The sequence below is a fragment of the Brevibacterium oceani genome (assembly GCF_013623835.1).
GTDB classification, from domain to species: Bacteria; Actinomycetota; Actinomycetes; order Actinomycetales; family Brevibacteriaceae; genus Brevibacterium; species Brevibacterium oceani.
The window spans coordinates 61,745-78,301 of sequence record NZ_JABKDE010000012.1; the positions used below are offsets into that span (position 1 = coordinate 61,745).

At 62.5% G+C, this 16,557-nt stretch carries 10 protein-coding genes; 8 read left to right on the forward strand and 2 right to left on the reverse strand.

The genetic code is table 11. From position 1 onward, the window contains the following. Nucleotides 1-105: 105 nt before the first annotated feature. The 6 genes from HK401_RS19535 (at nucleotide 106) to HK401_RS19560 (ending at nucleotide 9,872) form a co-directional block, all read left to right on the forward strand. Complete coding sequence (locus HK401_RS19535) at nucleotides 106-1,998, forward strand: glycosyltransferase family protein (protein ID WP_309136053.1); 1,893 nt, start codon at nucleotides 106-108, stop codon at nucleotides 1,996-1,998. A gap of 164 nt (nucleotides 1,999-2,162) precedes the next feature. Then, complete coding sequence (locus HK401_RS19540; RefSeq protein ID WP_181276329.1) at nucleotides 2,163-2,498, forward strand: hypothetical protein; 336 nt, start codon at nucleotides 2,163-2,165, stop codon at nucleotides 2,496-2,498. After that, nucleotides 2,495-5,125, forward strand: a complete 2,631-nt coding sequence (locus HK401_RS19545; RefSeq protein WP_181276330.1) for a glycosyltransferase family 2 protein — start codon at nucleotides 2,495-2,497, stop codon at nucleotides 5,123-5,125. The genes HK401_RS19540 and HK401_RS19545 overlap by 4 nt, the downstream gene beginning before the upstream one ends. Further along, nucleotides 5,118-6,017, forward strand: a complete 900-nt coding sequence (locus HK401_RS19550; RefSeq protein WP_181276331.1) for a hypothetical protein — start codon at nucleotides 5,118-5,120, stop codon at nucleotides 6,015-6,017. Before HK401_RS19545 ends, HK401_RS19550 begins: the two co-directional genes overlap by 8 nt. Continuing rightward, nucleotides 6,010-8,508: a glycosyltransferase family 4 protein gene (locus HK401_RS19555; protein ID WP_181276332.1), complete on the forward strand. Its 2,499-nt coding sequence runs from the start codon at nucleotides 6,010-6,012 to the stop codon at nucleotides 8,506-8,508. The genes HK401_RS19550 and HK401_RS19555 overlap by 8 nt, the downstream gene beginning before the upstream one ends. Then, nucleotides 8,505-9,872, forward strand: a complete 1,368-nt coding sequence (locus tag HK401_RS19560; RefSeq protein WP_181276333.1) for a polysaccharide pyruvyl transferase family protein — start codon at nucleotides 8,505-8,507, stop codon at nucleotides 9,870-9,872. Before HK401_RS19555 ends, HK401_RS19560 begins: the two co-directional genes overlap by 4 nt. Nucleotides 9,873-9,967: 95 nt before the next feature. Here the strand turns inward: HK401_RS19560 and wecB are convergent, their stop codons facing one another. Continuing rightward, the gene (gene wecB, locus HK401_RS19565) at nucleotides 9,968-11,131 is read right to left on the reverse strand and encodes a non-hydrolyzing UDP-N-acetylglucosamine 2-epimerase (protein WP_181276334.1); all 1,164 of its coding nucleotides are present in this window, start codon (nucleotides 11,129-11,131) and stop codon (nucleotides 9,968-9,970) included. Between the two features lie 301 nt (nucleotides 11,132-11,432). On the opposite strand from wecB, the gene wecC reads away from it, so the two are divergent. Together wecC and HK401_RS19575 are read left to right on the forward strand one after the other, a co-directional pair. Then, entirely contained in the window at nucleotides 11,433-12,692 is a 1,260-nt protein-coding gene (gene wecC, locus HK401_RS19570; protein WP_181276335.1) for a UDP-N-acetyl-D-mannosamine dehydrogenase, read from the forward strand. Nucleotides 12,693-12,887: 195 nt separating this feature from the next. Next, the gene (locus HK401_RS19575; RefSeq protein WP_181276336.1) at nucleotides 12,888-14,870 is read left to right on the forward strand and encodes an acetoacetate--CoA ligase; all 1,983 of its coding nucleotides are present in this window, start codon (nucleotides 12,888-12,890) and stop codon (nucleotides 14,868-14,870) included. A gap of 168 nt (nucleotides 14,871-15,038) precedes the next feature. Here the strand turns inward: HK401_RS19575 and HK401_RS19580 are convergent, their stop codons facing one another. Further along, nucleotides 15,039-16,289, reverse strand: a complete 1,251-nt coding sequence (locus HK401_RS19580; protein WP_181276337.1) for a hypothetical protein — start codon at nucleotides 16,287-16,289, stop codon at nucleotides 15,039-15,041. Nucleotides 16,290-16,557 lie beyond the last annotated feature (268 nt).

Sequence of the window (16,557 nt, forward strand, 5' to 3'; positions counted from 1 at the left end):
TCATACAGAAATGACGTTGTGAACTCTGAGCGTCGAAGGCCGTCGACTGCCTGCGATTCACTTCCCCGCTTCCGCACACTGGCTACCGCCGAGAGGACTCATGACGTGTCACCGACACCGTTTCGCACACTGAGGACCGCTGTGTGGCACCTGCGCAAGGGCGGTCTGTCGCAGATGTCACAGTGGCGACGCCGCCGGTCGATCACTCAGAGTGCAGCGGACACCTCTGCCGAGGTGGCAACCGGCAGCCTGTCGGCAGAAGTCCTCGCCGAGCTGTTCCCGCCCCTGCCGCTGCCGCAGCGCACACCCGTCTTCGACCGGCTTCAGGTCGGTGTCATCCTCGATGAGTTCTCCGCCGAGAGCTTCGGTTTCGAGTGGTCGACCCGACCGCTGTCGCCGACCGGGTGGGCAAACGAGCTCGACAGCCTCGACTTCGTCTTTCTCGAATCGGCGTGGAACGGCAACGGCGGGCTGTGGAAGTTCAAGCTCACAGGCCCGTCCGGCCCGAGCTCCGAGGTCACCGAGCTGTTAGACGAATGCCGAAGCCGGGGCATTCCGACGGTCTTCTGGAACAAGGAAGATCCCCCGCATTTCGAGGACTTCCTGCCGCTGGCGGCTCTCTGCGATGTCGTGTTCACCAGCGATGTCCGGCTGGTTCCGGAGTATCGGTCGCGGCTGGGCCACGACCGTGTCGCGGCGCTGCCCTTCGCGGCACAACCCGCGATCCACAACCCGTCCCGGCCCGCCAGGAACGCCGGCGCCAGGGACATCGCCTTCGCCGGAATGTACTTCGCTCACAAGTACCCCGAGCGCCGGGAACAGATGGACCTGTTGTTAGGCGCAGCCGATGCTGTGTCCGGGAGGATGGAGCACGGCCTCGAGATCTTCTCCCGGTTCCTCGGCGACGATGTGCGCTACCAGTTCCCCGGCGCGTTGGCTGAGCGGGTGGTCGGTTCGCTCCCGTACCGGAATCTGCTCACCGCCTACAAGCACTTTAAGGTCTTCCTTAACGTCAATTCCGTCACCGACTCCCCCAGCATGTGTGCCCGCAGAATCTTCGAGATCAACGCCGCCGGCACACCGGTCGTCACCACTCCCAGCGCGGCCACCCGTGAGTTCTTCCCGACCGACGAGGTGCCGCAGCCCGAGACCGCCGAGGACGCGGAATGGGTGCTTCGCGCCTATGTCCGCAGCCCGGAGCTGCGCGATCGCAGCGTCCACCTCGCCCAGAGACGCATCTGGGCCGGACACACCTACACGCACCGGGCGATGACGGTGATGGATTCGCTCGGTCTCGACTACGCCCGGCCGTTCCCCACATCGGTGTCGGCGGTTGTGTCGACGAACCGGCCGGACCACCTCGGCGAGGTTCTGACTACTCATGCCGAACAGCTGCACGCGGACAAGGAACTCGTCCTCGTCACACACGGCTTCGAGGTGCCCGCAGATCTGCAGGCTCGGGCGGCGAACGTGGGCATCGATCATCTGCAGATCGTCGAAGTCGACTCCTCACAGCCGCTGGGCGTCTGCCTCAACCGCGGCATCGAAGCGGCTTCCGGCGAGGTGATCGCGAAGATGGACGACGACGACATCTACGGGGCGCACTATCTCGGCGATCAGCTCGCGGCGCTGCGCTATTCGAACGCGGATCTCGTCGGCAAGCAGGCGCACTATCTGCACATCCGCGGTCGCGACATCGTCATCCGCCGGTTCCCCGAACGCGAGCATCGCTTCACGGACCTCGTCATGGGCCCGACCCTGATGACCTACCGGTCGACACTGCTGGACAATCCCTTCGCCGAACGTACCCTGGGCGAGGACACAGAACTGCAGCAGCGGCTCGTCGCAGGTGGCGCTCGCATCTATTCGGCCGACCGGTTCAACTTCGTCCAGGTCCGCGGTGACCATGCGCACACGTGGAGTGTCGATGACGATCTTCTGCTGGCCAACGGGGACGTCCATGTGTTCGGGTTCGCGCCGGGGCACTACTGCTTCTGAGCGCGCCTGCGGAACTCTTCGTATGCGGCAGGTGAACGGTTGGTGAAATAGGGGATTCCGTCCTCCGGCGCCCAGTAGCGTGACCTTCAAGCTGTGAAGTTTTGGCAGTGGAACGCCTTTGATTCAGAAGGTTCCGCTGTGCACGTTGGACAACTGGAGCTCACTTGAAGACCACCCCGACCGGGACCGAGGACATCGGTTCCGTCCGCGACAATGTCTCTCGCGTCATCGATGAGACCGCATCGCTCAATGCCGACCTCGCCCAGGAGCTCATCAGTGCCTATGACCGCGAGTCGAAGCTCCTCGGCGGCATCGGCAAACGCGAGAGGGAGATCGCTCGGCTGAAGATCGAACTCGCGAAGCGGGATGCGAAGCTCGCATCGGTCAATGAGCGGCTCGAACGCCTGCTCGGGTCGAAGGCGATGCAGGTTCAGCGTGCGTACTGGCGTCTTCGCCGTCCCCAGCGTGGCAGCTCGCAGCAGTCAGGGGGTCGAGGATGAAGGAAGCGGACATCAAAAAGCGGCAGTCCGAACTCGATTCCCGAATCAAGCAGCTGAAATCGACCCGCACGCGGCAGAAGTCACTGCACGTGCACACGCAGTCGGACTACTTCCTCGACGGGCTTCTCGGGCGGCATCCCTACATCGACCTGGCGGCTGACCGTGACGAGTATCTGGAACGCCAACGTGCCTTCGCCGCTCCGGTCGAGAACAAGATCTCTGCCCTCATGGCAGAGGCAGAGCAGCTGCCCACGACCTCCGGCCAGCATTGGGATCCTCGCCGGAAGCTGCGCATCGGGATCATCGCCGACAGATTCCTCTTCGATTCGCTCAAAGACGCCGCCCACGTGGTGCCGATCGATCCTGAGACCTACGCCGACGACATGGCAGACATCGACCTCTTGCTCATCACATCCGCCTGGCGCGGTCTCAACGACGAATGGTTCAACGTCGCCTTATCGGGTTCTCCGACACGTCAGTACCTCGAATCGAAGGTCGTGCCCTTCGCCCGTGAGAACGGTATTCCGATCGCCTTCTACTCGAAGGAGGATCCGCCGAACTACGTGCAGTTCGCGTCCTTGGCGAAGTTCGCCGAACACGTGTTCACCAGCGCCGTCGAGTGCGTTCCGAAATACCGCAAGTATCTCAATGACCGAGTGCCGGTGTCGGTTCTGCCTTTCGCGGTGAACTTCGTTCATCACCACCCGCTCGGGAGCATGCGCCATACCGGACGCGAGTTCGTCTTCGCCGGATCCTGGTTCGAACACAAATATCCCGAACGGAAGTCGTCGGCGCAGCGGATCTTCGACGGACTCCTGTCCGCCGGGGCCGATCTCACCATCGTCGACCGCAACCTCGAGCTCGACACCGCCAAGTTCGCCAAGACCGAGCGCTACCTGTTCCCCGAACGGTATCTGCCGCATCTGCACCGGCCGATCGATCATGAGGCGCTGCTCGACCTGCAGCGGCTCCTGCCGGTGGGCATCAACCTCAACTCGGTGGTGAACTCCCAATCGATGTATGCCAATCGCATCATCGAGCTGCAGGCGATGGGCACCTTCGTCGTGTCGAACTACAACGCCGGAGTGAATTCCCTCTATCCGCAGGTGTGTATGCCCGACTCGTCGCTCGACATGCAGCAGTCGTATCGGGCTCTGACGCAGCGCAGCATCCGCGAAGCTCAGGTCGCGGGTATTCGCGCCGCCTTCACAGCGAACACGGCCTTCGACCGCATCGATACGATCGCCGAGGCGATGGGGCTCGATTCCGGAGCTCCCGAACACACTGTGCACGTCGCCGGACTGTCCGAGCCCGGTTTCGAGGAGTTCCGTTCGACGCAGACCTACACCGGCCCGATGGTCGCGCTGGAGGACGACGACAGGATCGTCGAGTCCGACGGCGACGTCGTCATCGATCTCACCGGGCACTCCGGTTTCGGCCCCAACCTCGTTCAGGACGCGGTGAACGCCTTCCGCTACACCGATGTCGACGAGGTCCGGATTCTGCCGATCGATACCACTGAGGATCTCTACGAGTACGTCGATCCGATCGACTCCGACCAGCAGATCACTGCCACATGGCACCCTGCCGGCAGTCGCCTCAGTGATGGTGTTGGACATGAACGAACCACGCTCGCGATCGCCTCCGACCTCGTCCTCGAACGGATCGAGACGATTGATGTCACGGCCGAACCCGAGATCAGTGTGATCGTGCCGGTGTACAACAACGGCCCACACCTGAAGTTCAAGTGCTTCGAATCCCTGCGCCGGTCCTCGATCTTCGACCGCAGCGAGATCCTCCTCATCGATGACGGGTCGACCGACATCGCAACGCCGGCGATACTCGACGAACTCGACCGTGCCTACCCCAACGTTCGAGTCCACCGCTTCCCGACCGGCGGGTCGGGCAGCGCCTCACGTCCGCGGAACAAGGGTCTCGAACTCACGCGAACCCCGTACGTGACCTACCTCGATCCGGACAATGAGCAGACGAACGACGGTTATGCACTGCTGCTTGAGATGGTCGACGAACACGGCTTCGACTTCGCCATCGGAAACATGGTGCGGTTCAAGGACAAACGGACCATGATCAAGAACGCAGGCATTCTGCGCCCCGTCGTGGGCGAGGACGGTCTGCTCGGGGACAATGCTCTGTCCCGAGTGAAGTTCCAGCCGATGAGCATTCAGGCGCTCGTGGCGAGCACCGAGTGGTTGAAGAGCCTCGGCATCTATCAGCCGATCGGCGCTGTCGGACAGGACTCCTACTTCTTCCAGCAGATGCTCTTTCATGCCCGGAGGATCGGTCTGACGTCGACACCGATCCACACCTACTATGCGGCGGTGACGAATTCGACGGTCAATGCGATCGGTCCGCGCTTCTACGAGAAGTACCTGCCCCTGGAGGAGGACAGGTCGGCGTGGCTGCGGGAGGTCGGACTGCTCGAGGACTACAACACCAAACGGCTTGAGCCCTTTGTCAAGGGATGGTTCGTCCAGAAGCTCGCCTTCGCCGCCGATGAGGACATCGACGAGTGTAAGAACCTCATCCGCCGACTCACCCAGTTCTACGGCAAGACGACGTGGACGGACTCGGAGCTCGCCGAACTCCATGCCGTGACGCATGTCTGAGGCCCAACTGACCGAAGAACCCCAGTTACAGACCGATGGGGATGGGTCTGCCGAGGAACCGCCGTTCCAGAGACTGGGCACACTGCTGCCCGGAGACCGCATCGAGCGTCGTCCCGGAGTCTTCCAACGCTTCGACTTCCGCGCGGGCACGGTTCGGGTTCCGGCGCTGCTGTGGTCTCGGAAAGAGGCGACGAACCGGCTGGTCATCGCCTTCAACGGAGCCGTCCGACGCTCACCGGAAAAGGACCCACAGGAGATCTTCCAACGCCGAACCTGGGTCGATGACATCGATGCCGACGTCCTCTTCATCGCCGATCCGACCCTGCGCACCGACAATCGGATCAGCATCGGGTGGGGGCAGGGGACACCGGGACGCTATGCCATTCCCGCCATGGCTCAGATCGCTCGCTTCGTTGCGGAATGCCTCGAAATACCCGCTGCCGCACGCTTGTACTTCGGCACCAGCGCCGGAGGATTTCAGGCGCTTCAAGCCGCGGCCCGTGACGAGGGCAGCCGAGCGTTGGTGAACAATCCGCAGATCGACTGGACGCTCTATATGGAGAAGTTCGTCGGAATGATCGCCCGGTACTCTTACGGGGATCGACCGACCAAGGACATCGCCGTCGACTACCCGGACAGGACCTCGGTCGCCCACGCTTTCGCATCGTTCGGTCATACTCCGCGAACACGCTGTCTCATCAACGCCGCCAGCAGAAATGACGCGTTGGCCCAGTTACCGGCGCTCGTCGACGCACTCCCTGCACAGAAGGGGGAGCTCTCCTGCTTCGACGTGTCCCTGTATTCCGATGCCAGAGCCGGGCACAATCCCATGCCCAGGCTCGCCACCACCACCGCGATCAACACCATCCTCAGAGAAGCCATTGATGACTGAGACCACCAGGATCGATGCCCCTGAACCTGTCAGTGCCCCCGAATCGAACTCCTTGGTGTCTGGGCTCGAAGCCGCCGCACGGACCCTGACCGACCATGCCGACGATATCGGGACGGCCGCGCGGCGAGTCTGCGCCGAGCTCAAGGACTTCACAGGCTCGGCCACGATCAGTCGAGCCCTGTTCCATATTGCGGTGGCCGAGGGATCGTCGTTGAGGTCACGATTCGTAGCGGATCACCTTTCCACCCACGGTGACCGTCGACTGGCCCGCTTCGTGTCCGAGCATGCGATCGCCAACGGTGCCAAGCGCTGGCAGAAACTACGCTTGGAACCGTTGCTGGAGGAAGCGCCGAGCAGCGATTTCGGTGAAGGGGTGCGTACGAGGTTCGACCTGACCGTCACCACCGACGGCGTCGTCACTATCCGCAACCCCGATCGTTCGTCGCCTGTGGAGGCCGACGCTCCCTGGTTCAGCACACTCATCAGCCACCTCGATGACGCTCCGGTCGGCATCCACCATGACGTCGTCCGCATCCGCTGCGCTTCGACTGCGGCGGCTCATGCCTCACTGAGGTCGGTGCTCGAGCGTCTTGCGGTCCTGCCCGTCGTTTCCGCCGTCATCGCAGAATCGATCGATGCGGCGTCGGCGATCTCCGAGCTGGTGGGAGCGACATTGCTCGATCGGGCACGGACCGTGCTGCTCACCCCGAACCGATCCGGACGGTATGCGATCGTCTCCGTTCGCGGTGTCGAACTGCTCGATGCAGGTCCGACCACCGGCCTCGTGCTCCCGACGGACACTGCGGTCACGGCTCTGGCCGCGGCTCTCGGACTCGTGGGAATCATCGACTCTCCGGCGTTGAACAGACACGTTCGAATCGTCGTCGATGCCTTCCGCGTGGAGTCGTCCCGCCTGCTGCCGCTGTCCTCGAACGGCCGCTTCTTCACTTCGCTGCTGCGTTTCCGAGGGACTCGAGGTCAGACGGCAGAGGTGAGGAATCTTCTGACCGGCCATCTTCTGGCTGCCGGCTTCTATGACGAAGCGTTGGGTCTTGTCGAGATTGCCCGTCCCTCCGAGCGGGGAAAGGTCTTTCGGGCACGGCGGGTTCGGGCGCTGTACGGCACAGGCAGGTTCGACGAGATCGCCGCTGTTGCCGATTCGGCCACCGCTTCGACCTCAGACAAGCCTCTCATCTGTGAGGCGACGGCTGCGTCGGCGATGTTGGCTGAGCTCGCCGAGGTGGCCGAGAACACTCAGATCCCGTTCTCCCCCGTTCCGGGGAAGGTGCTCACCATCCTGCACGCAAGTGCGCCCGAGCAGAGCGGTGGCTATGCTGTTCGCGCCCACAGCGTCCTCAAGACCATCGCCGCCTGCGGCTATACCGTCACCGCGCTCACCCGCCCAGGGTTCCCAGAATCCACAAATGTTTTAGAACCGGGCTCCGTCACCGAGGCGGCTCACGACGGAATCCGTTACCTGCGAATGGGCAGCGACAGCTCCCGAGCAGACGGTGAGTTCGCGTATATGCACGAATCCGTCGACCATTTCGCTGAGGTGATCCGACGCGAACGTCCGTCAGCGGTACATCTGCGCTCGACTTATGTGTCGGCGCTTCCGGGGCTGATTGCGGCCAAACGCTTCGGGCTTCCCGTTGTCTACGAGGTCTCTGGTATGTGGGAACTCGTCTATGAGGCCGCGAACACCGACCGCATGGAAGGACGTCGTGCCCGCACCGTGGCGTTGGAGAATGCAGTGCTCGAGCACGCGGATGCCGTCGTCACGATCACAGAGGCGATGCGCGACCTCATTGACACCCGGGTGCGAACGCGCAGCCCCATCGCAATCATGCCCAATGCAGTCGACACCTCGACCTTCGCAGCCCGGCCGAAAGATCTCGGCGTGCTCTCACAGTTCGGCTGGGGCACCGACGACCCGGTCATCGGGTACATCGGTTCGTTCGTCGGTTACGAAGGACTCGATGTCCTTGTCCGTGCGGTCGACCTCGTTCGCCGTCGCGGCCTCCCTATGCGTGCACTGCTCGTCGGGGACGGATCCGAGTCGACACGGGTCCGCGCCCTAGCGGCCGATCTGGGTCTCGACGAGTCGACCCTCGTCTTCACCGGACGGGTCTCACATGAGCAGGTCGCCGACCTCTATTCGGTCATCGATGTCTGTGCCTATCCGCGGCTTCTCACACCGGCGACCCGTGCGGTCTCCCCGCTCAAACCGTTCGAAGCGATGGCTGCAAAGAAGTCCGTCATCGTCTCCGACGTTCCGGCGCTGGCGGAGATCGTCGGATACGGCGAGCGCGGTCTCGTCGTGCCCAGCGGAGAACCAGAGGCCCTCGCCGAGGCGATCACGGCCGCCATCGTCGATCCGACTGCGACCCAGCACAGACTCGAGGCCGCGGCCGCGTGGACGGAGTCGGAACGAAGCTGGGAAGCCGTCGGAACGGTCATGGACTCGGTGTTGGCTAGGCTGACGTCATGACACGGACGATGTTGTTCTACGGGCATGTCGCCTCGAACTGGGGCGACCTCGCCATCAACGCCGGAGCACTCGAGCTGATGCGTCGGGCCGATATCGACGTCGAGAACTCGACGGCGGTTCTCCTCGCTCCCTCCGACAAGTTCCGCAGACAGTCGAGCTTCACCCTCAAAGGGATGGAGTTGACGACGGTCCCGACGGATGGCACTTCGCGAGGCGGTAAGGACGAGATCGAACTGCTCATCGACTATGTCGCCCATCCGCAGCGGTTCGCCGACGACACCGGCATGACCGATGTCGACCTCGTCGTCCTCAACGCCGGTGAGCATCTCTTTGAATCTGCGACCGGCGAGAACCTCGTCGACCTGGTCTGGCGCATCCTCCCCGCACTCGCCGCGCGAGCGCTGAACAAACCGGTCATTCTGCTCCCGTCGACTGTCGGGCCCTTCCGCACGGCGTTCGGAACCGCGCTGGAGAAGTTCCTCCATCAGGGACTCAACGCTGCGGCGTTCCGCGATACCGAGTCCCGACGGCTCGAATCGACACGATTGCGTCCCGAACTTCCGGTCCTGCTCGACCCTGGTTTCTTCGTCCCGGGACTGCGAGCGCGGGCGGAAGCAGATCGGGATACGGATGTCCTCGGAATCGTCGTGCGCCCGGAGGACATGGGGATCCGTCCGGGGTCACGACGATCCGCATTCGTGCAGAACAAGCTTCGCGTATCGCAGTTCCAACACTCCCAAGCGTTCCAGCTGTTCGCTTCGGTCGCTGAAGCTCATCTGGCTGACGGCGGGCGGGTAAAGGTCATCGTTCAGACTCGAGCCGACCGTGAGATCTCCATGGCACTGACCGACCACCTCAGCACTGTCGCCGGAGGTGAGAGGGTCGAACTCATCGACCCGCAGGGGCTCCGGACCTTCGTCGACGAACTCGGCCGCCTCGGCGCATTGGTGACCTCCCGGTTCCATTCGGTCATCCTCGCCTCCGCTCAGGCCGTCCCGAGCGTCGGAGTCTATTCGGAGACTCATGGACACAAGATGCCCGGACTCTTCGAGTTCCTGAAATTCGCCGATTGTGCCGTGCGACTGGATGATCGAACCATTGCGTCGGTACGACAGGAGGTCGACGCTGCGCTGACTACTGCGCGCGGGGGCATCGACGAGATCCACAACCGAATCAGAGCGAACCGAAGCCTGGCTCGCCGGTGGTTGTCCGAGGCTCGGGAACCCGGTGGGTCACAGTCATTCGACTCTTCACCGCTTCAAATCGAAGCGGTGGCGCTGCTATACCGGGAGGGCTTGCGTCGAATGGAGAACGGTTGTGTGGCTCAGGCGCTGCAGGCCATCGACAAAGAGCCGAATACATGATCGCACCTGTCTTCTTGGATGAAGCATGCCATCCTGCCGAATCGCTTGGTGCCGGTTCGCATCAGTCAGCTTAGGACGTAGGTCGGCATAGGGCGTCAGTCGGCGTAGGCGACGTCCGGTGCGAATTCCGCAACCCGTTCGCCGACGCCGAGCAGCGATTCGACGGCTGCCACGGACCGCTCGGCGGCGCGGCCGTCACCGTAGGGGTTGACCGCCTTCGCCATGGCTTCGTAGGCCAGGGAATCATCGAAGAGACGGGACACCTCGGCGACGATCGCGGTTTTATCAGTTCCGACCAGTTTGACGGATCCCGCGGTGACGGCCTCGGGGCGTTCGGTGTTCTCCCGCATAACGAGGACAGGCTTACCGAGGCTCGGGGCTTCTTCCTGGATTCCGCCGGAGTCGGTGAGGACGACGTCGGAGGCGGCCATGACGGTGGTGAACTCGCCGTAGGACAACGGCTCTGTGACGAGCACATTGTCGAACTTCTCGACGCGGGGCAGGACTGCTTCGCGCACGAGCGGATTCCGGTGGGCCGGGAGCAGAATGAGCAGCTCGGGGCGTGCCGCGGCCAGCTCGGCCAGTGCATCGCCGATGTTCTCCATCGATGAGCCGAGGTTCTCTCTGCGGTGAGTCGTCACCAGCAGCTTCGGTCGGTCAGTGGCGACGTAGTCGGCGACGACCTGGTCGGTGGGAGCGACGTTCATATCGACGGCGATGTGAAGGGCGTCGATGACCGTGTTGCCGGTGACGACGACATCGGCAGGGTTGATGCTCTCGGCGAGCAGGTTGTCACGCGAGCGTGCGGTCGGAGCGAGATGGAGTGCCGAGACCTGACTGGTGAGCTTTCGGTTGGCCTCTTCGGGGAAGGGACTGAGCAGGTTGCCCGAGCGTAGCCCCGCTTCGAGGTGAACGACGGGAATTCCCCGATTGAAGGCAGCGATGGAGGCACCCATGACGGTGGTCGTGTCTCCTTGGACGAGCACCGCGGCAGGAGTTTCGTCAGCGAGAACTGCGTCGAGTTCGCCGATGACGCGGGAGGCGACCCCATTGAGTGTCTGTCCCTGGGACATGATGTTGAGGTCCACGTCGGGGACGATTCCGAACAGATCGTTGACCTGGTCGAGCATCTCACGATGCTGGGCGGTGACGACGGTGCGGGAGTGCAGGGTCGCACTCGATTCGATCGCCCGGATGAGAGGGGCCACCTTGATGGCTTCCGGCCTGGTGCCGAAAACGGTGAGGACAGTGGGGGTCACGCACGAACTCCTGGTCGGGAGAACCACGGGGGCCGCCTCGGCGAGGCAGGGTTCTCGCTTCAATGCCGATGTGGGTAATGGTATGCAGTTCTGCAGAACTTGGACATACCGACTTCATTCATCTCATCATGACGACCCCGCCTTCGCTGACCGAATCAGAAGACCTTCACAGCGCATTCACTCAAAGTTGATGATGAAGTCATGTCAGCGGTCATTTCATGAGTCATTGTGGTCAGGTTGCCTCGGGAAGCTCTCGGGTAACATCAGTAGTCGTTCATCTCGAGTTTGGAGCATCGCACACATGCCGCCCACCGCCACCTCTCAACGCCCCTCCGTCGCCGTCATCGGACTCGGATATATCGGTCTTCCGACCGCAGCTGTTCTGGCCAGTTCGGGCGCAGAGGTCGTCGGTGTCGACATCAACGCCGATGCCGTGGCCACGATCAACGCCGGCAAAGTTCCCTTTGTGGAGCCGGACATGGCGACAACGGTGGCCGGTGTCGTCTCTCAGGGTTACCTGCGAGCCACGACCGAGACTCCGCACGCGGACAATTACATCGTCGCCGTGCCGACGCCGTTCAAGGACGGGCACGAACCGGACCTGTCTTACATCGAGACTGCGGGTAAGCAGATTGCACCCCTGCTCGAGGGCAATGAGCTCATCATTCTCGAATCGACTTCGCCTCCCGGAGCAACGGAGTTCCTGGCCGAGACGATCATCAAGGAACGCCCGGATCTCACGCTCAAACCCGGCAGTGCACAGACTGTCTATTTCGCGCACTGCCCTGAGCGGGTGCTGCCCGGCCGGATCATGATCGAGCTGCGGACGAATGATCGCATCGTCGGCACCCTCAACGGCAATGCCGGCGAACGTGCCCGCGATCTCTATGAGCTGTTCTGTGAGGGCGAGTTCCTTATGACCGATGCTCGCACCGCGGAGATGGCGAAGCTGACCGAGAACGCTTACCGCGACGTCAACATTGCGTTCGCCAACGAGCTGTCGGTGATCTCCGACGGTCTCGACATCAATGTGTGGGAGCTCATCAAGCTCGCGAACCACCACCCTCGCGTCAATATCCTGCAGCCCGGTCCCGGTGTCGGCGGCCACTGCATCGCTGTCGACCCGTGGTTCATCGTCTCCACCGCTCCCGAGCAGTCGTCACTGATCCGCACCGCGCGTGAGGTCAACGACTCGAAGCCCGGGTATGTGCTCGACAAGCTCCTTCCCCAGGCTCGTCGCATCCAGGATGTGCAGATCGCGGCACTTGGACTGGCGTTCAAGCCGAACATCGACGACCTGCGCGAGAGCCCGGCCCGGCAGATCGTCGGACAGCTCGCCGATGCGCTCCCCGACGCGAACATCATGGCTGTCGAGCCGAATATCGACAGCCTGCCTTCGGAGCTCGAGGAACGCGAGAACGTCACTCTCACTGAGGTGAACGAAGCCATTCGCGCTGCCGATATCGTGCTGCTGCTCGTCGACCACAATGAGTTCACCCGCATCGACCGGACCCTGCTCACGCAGAAGATCGTCCACGATACGCGCGGGGTGTGGGGCTGAGGCTGAGCCCACTCCCCTATCTATCGACTGCGCCGTTGAGAATACACAGCGGCGCAGTCGCTTTCTAGACTGCTTGCAAGAGCCAGTGCGTCGGCGGCGTAAGGTGGGCTCGAAGTCTCCACTGCGGGATGATTGTGCATCGCTTCAGCTGGTGGAGACCACGCTTGTCGCCCACCGCTGTGCTGAGGAGAAGAATTGACCGCTGAACCGATCTGGCTTCCCGACCCTGATCAGACCCCGCGACCGCAGATTGCCGACTTCATCGACTTCGCCAACAAACGTACTGGCCAGACCATGGACGGCTATGACGATCTGTGGAATTGGTCGGTGAGCGACCTCGACGGATTTTGGGGCGCGGTCTGGGACTTCTTCGACGTCATCGCCGACGAGCCCTACACCGAAGTCCTAGCCGACCGGTCCATGCCGGGCGCCATCTGGTTCCCCGGTACCCGCCTCAACTACGCCGAACACGCCCTGCGAGCCGGCCTCGACGACAAACTCGCCGACGAACCGGCCATCATCACCATCAAAGAATCCGGCGAGCGCACTGAGACCACCTGGCGCGAACTGCGCCGCCAAGTCGGATCCGTCGCCGCCTGGCTGCGCAACCAAGGAGTCGAAGAAGGCGACCGTGTCGTCGGCTACCTCCCGAACACCCACCACACCCTCATCGCCTTCCTCGCGACCGCCTCCGTCGGGGCCATCTGGTCCGCCTGTGCCCAGGACTATGCCGCCGAAGGTGCTGCGACGAAACTCGGCCAGCTCGAACCGAAGATTCTCTTCGCCGCCGACGGCTACCTATGGAACGGCACGTCCTTCGACCGTCGCGACCAGGTCGAGGACCTGGCCAGCCGGATGCCGAGCCTGCGGGCCGTGGTCGGGGTGGGCAACCTCGGCGAAGAATTCGTCGATGAACACGGTCAGATCACGCCCCTCACAGCCTGGGACGATATCGCCTCCAGGGATGCTGAACCCGAGTTCGCGCGCGTCGATTTCGATACCCCGCTGTGGGTGCTGTACTCCTCGGGCACGACGGGGATTCCCAAGGGGATCGTGCACAGCCACGGCGGGGTCGTCATCGATCACCTGCGCCTGCTGGGTCTCCACCTCGACATCCGGCCGGGTGACCGGTTCTTCTGGTACACGAACACGAATTGGATGATGTGGAACCTCGTCGCTTCGGCGCTGGTGGGCGGTGCGACCACGGTGTGCTTCGACGGCAGTCCCCTCTATCCGGGGCCGGGCCGGCTGTGGGAGATCGCCGCGGACACGAAGTCCAATGTGCTCGGGGTCAGTCCCGGGATAATCCTGGCCGGGATGAAGGCCGGGCTTGAACCCGGCACGGAATTCGACCTCTCCGCGCTGCGGACGATCGGTGCCACCGGTGCCCCGGTGCCCGCCCACTGCTTCCCGTGGGTGCGCGATGCCGTGGGCGAACGCGTACAGCTGGCCTCGACGAGCGGCGGCACGGACGTCGTCAGTGGTTTCGCCGGGTCCGCACCGAACGCTCCGATCTGGGCCGGGGAGCTCTCGCGGCCGGTCCTCGGTGTGGCGTTGGAGTCATGGGATGACTCCGGTCAGCTTTTGGTCGGCGAGGTCGGGGAGATGGTCATCACCGCCCCGATGCCGTCGATGCCGGTGAAGTTCTGGAACGACCCCGACGGTGAGCGCTACCGCGACACTTACTTCTCGATGTTCCCTGGAGTCTGGCGCCACGGCGACTGGATCACCATCACCGACCACGGCAGCGTCATCATCTCCGGCCGCTCCGATGCCACCCTCAACCGGCAGGGCGTGCGCCTGGGCAGCGCCGACATCTACGATGTCGTCGACGGCATCCCCGAGGTGGCCGAATCCCTGGTCATCGGTGCCGAGCAGCCGGGCGGCGGGTATTGGATGCCGTTGTTCGTCGTGTTGGCTGACGGAGCTTCGCTAGATTCCGGGTTGCGGTCGCGGATTGCCGGGGAGCTGCGGTCCAAGGCGTCGCCGCGGCACGTGCCCGATGACATCATCGCCGTGCCCGCGATCCCCCACACCAAGACCGGCAAGAAGCTCGAGGTCCCGGTGAAGCGGCTCATCCAGGGGCATTCGTTGGAGAAGGTGGCGAATCCGGATGCTGTGGATTCGTTTGAGGCGCTGGAGTACTTCGCGCGGTTTGCGGGTGGGGCGGACAGCTAGTCTGAAGGAGAAGAAGTGGTCTACGTTGTCCAACCGTTCAGGGCACATGACCTTGGAGCGTAACGACATGGGCCACTACTCCCACGTCGTCGATAGAGGTAACAGTGGAAGCATAAGGCCTCTCCGCAACGGTGCGACAACGCGTGAGCCGAGAAGCTAGCTTTCCGTTCATCCGATGTCGTGTAGTGGTCTAGACTCGGGCAGTTGATTGTCGAGACCGCGCTCTATCAGCGACCGAGCGGCTTCTCTTAATTCCGGTAAGACGGCGGTCAGATTTTCCGAGTATCGAGGATTGAGCATATGCGCCCATCCACGGCTCGCATTCACTTCCGTCGAATGAAGTGAACCCCGGTGAACTGTGGTCGAGCGCCAGCCGTACACGCGGTCTAGTCTCTGAGCAATGGGTTCTGATACTACGAGTCGAATGGTCGCCTTATACTTCTTCGTCGCTCCCGGAATCGACTTGCAACACTTGCATTGCTCGACGGTGAAGAGCGCGTCGCCAATCGCTTCGATCGCCGCAACGTATGCGACGGCGGACAGGGACGGATGACGAGCAGTGACGTACTCCGCTTCGAGGAACATGTCGAGGGCGGCTGTGAGCTCTACTCTTTCAGCTTGGCGCCAAGCATCTGCCGTCCAGCTTGGCACTGGATGCGCCTCCCATTTCTCCACAGCCGGTGCTTCTTGAAGGAGCCTGAGTCCAGGGCGAACTTTGTATTGGGGCGGCCCTTCCTGATCGTATTGCGGCATTGGAGGGTGCGCGATCTCATAAGGTACGCCCCAAGAAACAGCAAGCAAGCCACACAGGCGACGCAATTCTCGCCTCGCCCGGCTAATAGCACTTTCCTTCGACGACGCAGTTGTATGTCCAGCCACGCAGATAGGGCGAGAAATTTGCCACTTGTAGCCCGACGACATCGAGCTGCCGGAATCGTAGTGGTAGACGACATCCGTAAAGTCAGTTTCCGAAGCGCTCAGCGTCATTTTCCCAATGCGAAGAGTACCCTCCAACCGGGACGGATGACTGAGAATTTTCGGGGTTTGCACCAGCAGGGCCGACCATTCGATATCAGTGGCTGCCGCCGCCGCTTTCTGGCACGCTCGCTGAACAGCTTTCCTCAACGTTTTGAAAAGGTCGCCGTCAATGGGGATGTCACTGACTACAAAGAACTGATTGCGGGTGCCTTCCTGCTCGACAAGCAGTCCGAGCCCAATGTTAAGTTCACGATTGACCCCAATTGTTTCGAGGTCGACGAACGCCCCTTTGAACTCGCTAGAACGTGTACTCGAGCAGAGAGAGACGTCAGGATAGGTCTTCGATAGCTCGGCCTCCAGTTGGCCGATCCACGCATCAGCGTGTTCTGTGAAGTCCAGCGGGGATGTACACAGTTTGTTCTTGACGGCGAAGTGGGTCATGGCGCAATTCTCCGCCGGTTTTGGACCCGCTCGCTGGTGAGCCGAACGATCGTGTCGGAATTGATAGAGCTACCCTGACGTTCGGTGCACTTGCCACGGGCCATTGAACCCGCATTCGGTCAACACGAACCCGACCCCGTACCCCACTGTGGGGCTCCCCGCAAGTCGTGGACACGTGAACCACGTCACGCAGCCTGCGTAGACGCTTCCTCCTGAACCCGGCCGGCACTGTGCTCGACCAGAAGAGCCTCTTCGAACTCCACCGGCG

Excerpts from the sequence above, each read along its gene's own strand:
- HK401_RS19545 (WP_181276330.1), top strand. The coding sequence starts at position 2,495 with ATGAAGGAAGCGGACATCAAAAAGCGGCAGTCCGAACTCGATTCCCGA.
- HK401_RS19550 (WP_181276331.1), top strand. The coding sequence starts at position 5,118 with ATGTCTGAGGCCCAACTGACCGAAGAACCCCAGTTACAGACCGATGGG.
- HK401_RS19555 (WP_181276332.1), top strand. The coding sequence starts at position 6,010 with ATGACTGAGACCACCAGGATCGATGCCCCTGAACCTGTCAGTGCCCCC.
- HK401_RS19560 (WP_181276333.1), top strand. The coding sequence starts at position 8,505 with ATGACACGGACGATGTTGTTCTACGGGCATGTCGCCTCGAACTGGGGC.
- wecC (WP_181276335.1), top strand. The coding sequence starts at position 11,433 with ATGCCGCCCACCGCCACCTCTCAACGCCCCTCCGTCGCCGTCATCGGA.
- HK401_RS19580 (WP_181276337.1), bottom strand. The coding sequence starts at position 16,289 with ATGACCCACTTCGCCGTCAAGAACAAACTGTGTACATCCCCGCTGGAC.